This window comes from Rhodococcus sp. T7 (assembly GCF_009872365.1).
GTDB lineage: Bacteria > Actinomycetota > Actinomycetes > Mycobacteriales > Mycobacteriaceae > Rhodococcus_F.
Map to the genome: position 1 here is coordinate 26,171 of NZ_WXYH01000386.1, position 7,528 is coordinate 33,698.

14 protein-coding genes are annotated in these 7,528 nt (G+C 67.5%); 4 read left to right on the top strand and 10 right to left on the bottom strand.

Annotated features, from left to right (window positions below):
- Positions 1-5 precede the first annotated feature (5 nt).
- From MLGJGCBP_RS43030 to MLGJGCBP_RS43040, 5 genes are all read right to left on the bottom strand, one after another.
- Positions 6-254 (bottom strand): hypothetical protein, encoded by a 249-nt coding sequence (locus MLGJGCBP_RS43030; protein WP_007296076.1) that lies wholly within the window; start codon positions 252-254, stop codon positions 6-8.
- A gap of 362 nt (positions 255-616) precedes the next feature.
- The gene (locus MLGJGCBP_RS52495; protein ID WP_236581692.1) at positions 617-1,513 is read right to left on the bottom strand and encodes a hypothetical protein; all 897 of its coding nucleotides are present in this window, start codon (positions 1,511-1,513) and stop codon (positions 617-619) included.
- Between the two features lie 41 nt (positions 1,514-1,554).
- Entirely contained in the window at positions 1,555-1,779 is a 225-nt protein-coding gene (locus tag MLGJGCBP_RS52500) for a hypothetical protein (RefSeq protein WP_236581693.1), read from the bottom strand.
- A complete protein-coding gene (locus tag MLGJGCBP_RS52505; RefSeq protein WP_012686859.1) occupies positions 1,754-2,158 on the bottom strand; it encodes a hypothetical protein in 405 nt (134 codons plus the stop codon). Before MLGJGCBP_RS52505 ends, MLGJGCBP_RS52500 begins: the two co-directional genes overlap by 26 nt.
- A 76-nt stretch (positions 2,159-2,234) precedes the next feature.
- Complete coding sequence (locus MLGJGCBP_RS43040; protein WP_012686858.1) at positions 2,235-2,699, bottom strand: ATP-binding cassette domain-containing protein; 465 nt, start codon at positions 2,697-2,699, stop codon at positions 2,235-2,237.
- Between the two features lie 637 nt (positions 2,700-3,336).
- Between MLGJGCBP_RS43040 and MLGJGCBP_RS43045 the strand changes: the two genes are divergently transcribed.
- Complete coding sequence (locus MLGJGCBP_RS43045) at positions 3,337-4,002, top strand: class I SAM-dependent methyltransferase (protein ID WP_007296080.1); 666 nt, start codon at positions 3,337-3,339, stop codon at positions 4,000-4,002.
- A gap of 45 nt (positions 4,003-4,047) precedes the next feature.
- Here the strand turns inward: MLGJGCBP_RS43045 and MLGJGCBP_RS43050 are convergent, their stop codons facing one another.
- Positions 4,048-4,476, bottom strand: a complete 429-nt coding sequence (locus tag MLGJGCBP_RS43050) for a helix-turn-helix domain-containing protein (protein ID WP_012686857.1) — start codon at positions 4,474-4,476, stop codon at positions 4,048-4,050.
- A gap of 28 nt (positions 4,477-4,504) precedes the next feature.
- Between MLGJGCBP_RS43050 and MLGJGCBP_RS43055 the strand changes: the two genes are divergently transcribed.
- Positions 4,505-5,266 carry a methyltransferase domain-containing protein gene (locus tag MLGJGCBP_RS43055; RefSeq protein WP_007296082.1) on the top strand — a complete coding sequence of 254 codons (762 nt, stop codon included), beginning with the start codon at positions 4,505-4,507 and terminating at the stop codon, positions 5,264-5,266.
- A gap of 39 nt (positions 5,267-5,305) precedes the next feature.
- Here the strand turns inward: MLGJGCBP_RS43055 and MLGJGCBP_RS43060 are convergent, their stop codons facing one another.
- Complete coding sequence (locus MLGJGCBP_RS43060; protein WP_007296083.1) at positions 5,306-5,881, bottom strand: TetR/AcrR family transcriptional regulator; 576 nt, start codon at positions 5,879-5,881, stop codon at positions 5,306-5,308.
- A gap of 99 nt (positions 5,882-5,980) precedes the next feature.
- On the opposite strand from MLGJGCBP_RS43060, the gene MLGJGCBP_RS43065 reads away from it, so the two are divergent.
- Both MLGJGCBP_RS43065 and MLGJGCBP_RS43070 read left to right on the top strand, forming a co-directional pair.
- Positions 5,981-6,244: a hypothetical protein gene (locus tag MLGJGCBP_RS43065; protein ID WP_007296084.1), complete on the top strand. Its 264-nt coding sequence runs from the start codon at positions 5,981-5,983 to the stop codon at positions 6,242-6,244.
- A 2-nt stretch (positions 6,245-6,246) separates the two neighbouring features.
- Positions 6,247-6,777 carry a hypothetical protein gene (locus tag MLGJGCBP_RS43070; RefSeq protein WP_039950558.1) on the top strand — a complete coding sequence of 177 codons (531 nt, stop codon included), beginning with the start codon at positions 6,247-6,249 and terminating at the stop codon, positions 6,775-6,777.
- Positions 6,778-6,800: 23 nt separating this feature from the next.
- Here MLGJGCBP_RS43070 and MLGJGCBP_RS52510 read toward each other — a convergent pair whose 3' ends face one another.
- The 3 genes from MLGJGCBP_RS52510 to MLGJGCBP_RS43080 all read right to left on the bottom strand — a co-directional run.
- Positions 6,801-7,103, bottom strand: a complete 303-nt coding sequence (locus tag MLGJGCBP_RS52510; protein ID WP_328799687.1) for an SRPBCC family protein — start codon at positions 7,101-7,103, stop codon at positions 6,801-6,803.
- Positions 7,049-7,240, bottom strand: a complete 192-nt coding sequence (locus MLGJGCBP_RS52515; RefSeq protein ID WP_231869105.1) for an SRPBCC family protein — start codon at positions 7,238-7,240, stop codon at positions 7,049-7,051. The genes MLGJGCBP_RS52510 and MLGJGCBP_RS52515 overlap by 55 nt, the downstream gene beginning before the upstream one ends.
- 100 nt (positions 7,241-7,340) lie before the next feature.
- The coding region (locus MLGJGCBP_RS43080) for a M23 family metallopeptidase (protein ID WP_160103699.1) at positions 7,341-7,528 on the bottom strand (188 nt) is incomplete at its 5' end.

Consider the following 7,528-nt stretch of genomic DNA (forward strand, 5'->3'; position numbering starts at 1 on the left):
GGGAGTCAATGCCGTTGTCCCCCCATCGAAAACATCATCACCGCCATCATCCCGAGGCACGCCAGCGCGAACACCAGGCTCCCGATTCCCACCGTTCCGCTGGCGATCAGCGCGACAGCGACAATCAGCATCGGAATGCAGCAGGCCATCATCCACCGGTGACGACTGCGACCACCGACTCCCTGCGGTTCCTCACCAACCCCACGGTCTCCGTCGTTGCCGACGTACGGCGCCCGCCCATCCTCGTTCGTCATGATGTTCCGCCCTTCGACGAAGCCGGGACATAGCCCAGCCTCTGATACAGCGGCTGCTCCCTCGCTTCTGCCGCAACCGGTTTCGCCGTGCTCGCCGCTCCCTGCCCGGTCATGTCCGAGAGTGCCCCCACCGGGTATGCCTTGGTTAGTGATTTGATGAAGATTCGATGAAGAAGGCTGGCGGTGAACCCCTTCAGCCTGACTGACCTCGCTTTTTCGCAGCCGACGAGACAAGAACCATTACCACTACCCTCTATGGGTATATGGTTCGTGCTCACCGGAGCGTGGTCGACAACTCGAGATCATGTTCTCGATCACCAGACTCGGTCATGTGGGTCGTCATGTGCACCCCGGGCACATCGTTACCGGATCACGAGCCCAAGCGGGGACGCACGGGGGTGGGCGCGGTGGAACAACCGCCCCGCCAGCGCACTGAGCGCGAGCAGCCACACCAACGCTCCGAGCAGTGGGCCGACCTCGTCGAACCGTGCGGTCAACCCGCCGTCGAGCAACACCCGCATCGCCCCGTATCCCGGTAGGCCGTGTGCCCAGGTCGCAGGTTCTGGGCGCAGCATCGGACTCTGGCCGATCCCGAGGTCGAGAAAGGGCACCAGAAACGCGATGAACACCCCACCCACGCACCCGAAGCTCGGCCCCAGGCTGAACCCGAGCAGCCCGTAGGTCACGGCCATGAGCAGGTTCCCGCCGCCGTAGACACCCCACTGCCGAGCATCGAACACCGTCGCGATGATCATCAGCGACGAGACGGTGACCAGACCCGCGGCGAACCCGATCATCGTCAACCGCACCGCGAGCAGGAGGGGGAAAGGGAAGCCGGCCAAGGTCAGTCGCCGATCGCCTCCGCGCGCATCGAGCCCGACGAACAGCCCCGCCAACGCCGCAAGCGAGGAGACCGCGATCGGGGTCATCGTCCCGGCATGCACATCCGGCAACCAGAACACCTGCATCACTGTACTGCCCCTCTCGACCAGGGAGAACACGCCGGACTCGCTCGCGGTCATCGCCTTGGCCAACACGATGAACACGATCGGCACCACCACCAGCAGCACCCACAGCACCGGGTTGCGGCGGTAATCCCGCAGACCCATCCGCAGTCCGGTCGAGAACTGACCCCACCCGGATCCAACTGGAGGGCGCCGACGCGACCGCCGGGACACACCGACGGTGGCGGCGATGACAGCGGTGCTGACGATCAGTGCCGCGAACATCCACACCAGCGCCCAGCCCAAGTCCCTCATCCGGCCACCGTGCCGGGACAGAATATCCACCATCCACAACGTCACGAAATGCGTCGGGAACCACCGGGTTTCGATGCGATCGGGGGATCCCACGGCGGGGCCGAAGAACACGTCCAGAATCCAGACGAACAAGATGAGGACGTGCCGTTGACCGGGTTGCGCACCACCGCCCCCACCAGCGCGCCGATCGCCAGATAGATCACCGCGAACATCAGCGTGCCGGCGATCGCCCGGCCGAGGTCACCGATGCCGGTACGCGCGGCCAAAGGCGAGCAGGGCCGCCGCGACCAACACCCCCAGCACCCCTCCGGTCCCGAGCCGGGCAGCGACCAACCGCATCGGCGCACGGCCCGCCGACACCATCCGCCGATCGGCGGCACGGGCTCCGCCGATCTGGAAGAACCTGGCGATACCGGCGAGGAATCCCGCCGCCCAGCCGGCGGTCGCGGTTTCCACCGCGGGCCCGCCCGCGCCGCCGAGCAGCTTCGCGGCATCGGCCATCGACCCGGCCGCAACAATCACGAACACCACCGGGACCAGCACCAGCACCAGCATGTTGACCGGGTTGCGGGCGTAGTCGACCAGGAATCGGTGGATGAGTAACACGACCTCGCCCGGCCCCGCCAGGTGATTATCGCTTCTCATCTCGCCGCCGCCAGCCCGTTGCGCGGGTCGACGATGCGGTCGAATCGGTGCTCGTCGGTGACGAAGTGACTGATGATCAGCACCGAGTGCCCGTGTGGCGGCGGTGCGCCACCAGTTCCCAGAACCGCAGGTAGGTGTCCCAGTCGAAACCGGAGTACGGCTCGTCGAGCAGCAGCACCTCCGGGTCGGCGAGCATCGCCAACCCGAGGTTCAGCTTCGCGAGGGTACCGCCGGACAGCCGGTCGGCGCGGGTGCCCGCGTAGCGCTCGAAGCCGAGCGCCGCATACAGTCCCCGGCGGGACCGTCGCTCCTCGTTCGGGGTCATCCGGTAGGCGCAACCGAACAGCTCGAAGTGTTCGTCGCAGGTCAACCTTTCGTACACCACCGGCTGCTGCGGGCAGTAGCCCAGCCGCCCCGACCGGGTCACGGTCCCGGCGTCCGGCCGGTACTCGCCGACGAGGATCTTCATCAACGTCGACTTCCCCGACCCGTTCTCCCCGGTCAGCCCGACCACCTCGCCCGGCTGCAGCACCAGATCCACGCCCCGCAGTACCGGGGAATCGCGGCGGGCCGGCCACCATCCCTGCCGAAAGCTCTTCTCGATGCGGTCAGCACCGCGTTCACCGGCGCCGACTCCGCGGACCCCGAACTGTCCATCTCTCTCCTCGGAACACTTGCGGTGGTCATCGGGACGTCAGCGCCGCTGCGTCAGGCGTGTGCGCACCACCGGCGGCCGGCACGGCAGTGAGGGTGTCGAATCAGACGCCGTGATGTGCAGGTCGAGGTGCCACCCCTTTCCCCCGCACACAGCAACCCGAACGAGTGCCGCCAGATCGGTGCACACTCTCCTCGGGTCGTGACCCGCCGATTCCTCAACTCAATACCGTGCCAGCGCCAGGCGCACTCGACCGGCCCTCTTCTTCAACGAATCTTCACAAAACCCTCACCGATTTGCGGGGGTTCGCCGCCGACACTCGTCAACGAACCGACGCATAACCGGGTCAGGCCCGCGGAGGGGGCTGCGGCCATGTCGGTCTCGACGATCGTCGTGGCGCTCAATGCGCAGCTTCTCCGTCGACTCGACCTCGACCCCGCACGGCTTGTCACCCACTGATATCCGTACCTCGAGCAGCACACCCTGCAGGGCGCTGACCGATCACCATAGGGAGGACTTTCACATGGGACTCGGTCGGAAGCTGCTGGGCGGCCCCGATGGTCATGCCGACGACGGGAGCGGAGGACTGATTCGGCGGGCGCGACTGTACGAGTGTTTCTCCGCGGTGGGATTCGGTGGTTTCCGCCGCCGGGTTTTCGACGGGCTGGTGGCACTCGCCGGGGCGCATCCCGGCGACGAGGTGCTCGACATCGGGTGTGGCACCGGCTACTTCTCCCGCCGGGCGGCCCGCGCCGTGCTGCCGGGCGGGCGCGTGGTGGGGATCGACCCGTCGCCGCCGGTGATCGATTACGCCCGGCGCGTCTCACCACCGCACTGCACATTCCGGCTCGCGGGCGCCGAAGCCCTGCCGCTGTATGACGCGTCGATGGATCTGGTGATCTCCAGCCTGGCCGTGCACCACATTCCACCCGAGCTGAGGGCCACCGCGCTGCGGGAGGCGTTCCGGGTGCTCCGGCCGGGTGGCCGGCTGTTCATCGCCGACTTCCGGCCACCGCGCAACCGCATCGCGAACCACCTCGTAGGAACTCTCAGCGGGCACGCCATGCAACACAACCCGATCCACGAACTCGACGGTCTGATCAGCGGCGCCGGATTCGAGATCACCGGAAGCGGCGACCGCCGCCCGCTGCTGCACTACGTCCGAGCGGCACGGCCCGCATCCCCATAAGTCCGGCCATCACGGTAGTGGGTCCACCGGCAGTCCCTTGGCCGCTCACGGAAGTGACAACGGCGCGAGCGCGCCGATGCGGGCGTCGATCGCCGCGTGAAAGTGCGGACAGGACGCGATGTCGTCGTGATCGCAGTCGAGCGCACAGTCGATCAGGGCGAGCGAGGCCTGCGCGCGGGCGATCCGCCGGGCCAAAGCGTCGCGGTGTCGCCCGAGAATGGCTGTGCGCCTCACCGGGTCGTCGGTGTCGAACATCTCCCGGATGTCGTCGAGACCGAAACCGGCCTCCTTCGCGCGCAAGATCATCGCCACCGCGTACACATCCGACTTCTCGTATCGGCGGCGCGAGCCACCTTCTCTCGACGGGTGCAGCAACCCCACCGTTTCCCAGTGGCGCAGTACGTGCGTGGCGATCCCGAACCGCTCGGCGACCTCACCGATGCTCCAGGAGCGGCTGTCGTCGCTTGACTTCATGTCAACATGAAGTCGCATCCTGGCTGTCATGTCAACCACCAACATCTCCCCTGACACCGAGGCCCTCGTCGCGCTCCTCGACGTCATCGACAACTACCCCGGTGCCGCGGCACTACGGGCACGATCGATCGAACTACTGGCCGCCCCACCTGGAGCGGTGATTGTGGACGTGGGCTGCGGCGCCGGTCGCGCCGTCGCCGAGATGACCGAGCAGGGATGGGATGGTCTCGGGATCGACCTGGACGAGCACATGCTGACCATCGCCCGCAGGCGGTGGCCGCACTGCCGATTCGAGAAAGCGGATGCAGCCGAGCTTCCGCTGGCCGATCACTCGGTGCAGGGATACCGGGCGGAGAAGGTCTTTCACGACCTCGCCGATCCCACTGCGGCGCTCACCGAGGCGCGCCGGGTGCTCGCTCCGGGCGGGCGCATCGTCCTGATTGGGCAGGACTGGGACGGATTCTTCATCGACTCCGATCACCCCGAGCTCACCCGAATCATCGTCCACGCCCGCGCCGACACCGTCGCCGCGCCCCGCGCTGCCCGCCGTTACCGCAACCTCCTGCTCGACACCGGCTTCACCGACGCCCAGATCGAAGTTCACACCGGGGTGTTCACCGACCACACGCTGCTGCCGATGCTCACCGGCATCGCCCACGCCGCAGCCGCCGTCGGCGCGATCACGTCCGAGGAGTCCGAGGACTGGATCGGTGACCAGACTCGCCGCGGGCAGGCGGACCGAGGTTTCGTGGCGATTCCGGTGTTTCTCGCGCACGCCGCGCGGCCCTGAGATCACACCCCCACCGGCGGCGGGGTGCAGAGATCGCGGTCAGCGCTGCGGCCGCAGTCCGGCCAGGATGATCGTGACGAGCCGGTGCACGGCGGCGGGTGAGTCGAGTCCTTCAGCCGCGGCGACCGCGTGCAGCACGTACCAGGTCAGCTCATCAGTTGTGGCGTCGGCGCGGACCTCGCCCTCGCCCGTCTCCGCGGCGTCGGTGAGCAGGTCGCGGACGAACTCGTGCAAATGTTGCTGTGCGCGCGCCACGTGGTCGCCGCGGTGCAGCCCCGCCGCGATCGCACCGGTGTGATGATGCGCGAGGATCTGCGCGTACGCCTCGAGCACCGCCGCCAGGCGGGCGCCGGGGCCGTCGGTGTGGTCGCGGACCTCGGCGAGATGGTGCAGGTGGCCTGCGATCTGGCGCTCGTGCCAGGCGGTGAGAATGGCGTCGACGTCGGGGAAGTACTTGTACAGCGTGGCCCGCCCGATCCCGCTGCGCTCGGCGATCTTCGACATGGTCACCGCCGCGAGCCCGGACTCGGCCACCACGGCCGCGGCGGCGTCCATCGTCGCCTCCCGCACCGCCTGGCGATGCGATTCGATCGTCTCGTTCCACAGCTTCGGCACCCTCGAAGTATACGCAACGCCGCACTATCGACAACATGACTTGGCATGTGACAGTGTGTATCGCAAAAGTTGTCTTCGTGGATGAGGGAGCTACCGCCGATGACCGACCCCACACCCACCCCACCGCCGCCGCCCCGTTCAGCCGGCGGCAGCTCCGAGCACCGGACGCCACGCTGGGTGAAGGTGGTCGCCGTCGTCGTCGGCCTCCTGCTCGTGCTGGTCATCGCCGTGATGCTGTTCGGTGGCGGCAACCACGGTCCGGGACGGCACATGTCCGCCCCCGCCACGGTCGTGCACCCGGTGACCGGCTTCGACGCCGACCGCGCCCTGCCGCAGGCGCTGACCGGGCCGATCACACTGTGACGATGTCGCCGCCGGTGCGCACGCTCGCGCTGACCGTGCACATCGGTGCCTCGGCGGGGTGGCTCGGTGCCATCGTCACGTACCTGGTGGTGGCCGCGGCCACGCTGATCGGCGCCGATCCGGCACAGGTGCGCGGGGGCTATCAGGTGATGGCGATGCTCGCCGACGCGGTGCTGCTGCCGTTGGCGCTGGCCTCGCTGGTCACCGGGTTGATCTGCTCGCTCGGCACCGCGTGGGGCTTGTTTCGCCACTACTGGGTGCTGCTGAAGTTGCTGCTGAATCTGGTCGCCACCGTGGTGCTGGTGCTCTACACCCGCTCGATCGAGTACGCCGCGACCGTCGCGGCGCAGCCGAGCTGGTCGCAGGCCGACCGAGCCGTCTTGCAGGACCCCACCCATCTGGTGCATGCCACCGCCGCCCTGATCGTGGTACTCGCCGCGCTGGTGCTGGCGGTGTACAAGCCGCGCGGGGTGACCGCATACGGGCACCGGAAAGCGCTGCGGAACCGGGCGGCGCCCAGTCTGTCGAGATAAAGTCGCGGCCGGATCGGTTGCGGCTATTCTGCGCGGGTTTCGAGTAATGCCTTGAGGTTTCGTAGGTTGGCGGCGAAGTCTCTGCGCAGACCCTCGGCCACCACCCGGTCACCGAGGGCGAACAGTCCCTTCTGCTCCATCCGCATGTGGCAGCTGAGCCGGGTTCCCTCGGCGGTCTCCTCGGTCCGGTACGTCACCTCGAAGCGGCTCGGTCCGGACGCACCGGTGAAGGTGATCTCCGCGTTCGGCTCGAAGTGGGCGTATTCGTTGATCAAGTCCAGTCTCCGACCCAGAAACTTGCGGACGACAACATGTTTGGTTCCCACCCCGGGGGTCCGTCGGTGATCCGGCGGACCTGCTCGAGTCCGTTCTGCCAGCGGGGTGCGTTGGTCTGATCTGCGACGAAGTCGAAGACCTCGCCGATGGGGCAATCGATGACGATGCTGTCCTCGACGTCGATCATCGGCAACCACCGTCCCCTTCCACCGCCGCTGTGCCGCTGCACGAGCTCTGCCGCCGACTGTCCGACCCGATTGCGGAGACGGAGAAACAGCGGTTGCAGCTCAGTCGAGTCCGACGATGGAGGCGCCACGCTTGGCCAGCCATTTGACGGGGTCCACGATCTCCCCGTCCGGGTCTTCGATTTCGAAGTGCAGGTGTGGGCCGGTGGAATTGCCGCGGTTGCCGACGGTGGCGATCTGCTGTCCGGCCTTGACCCGCTCCCCCACCTCGACCAGGTTGTCGTTGTTGT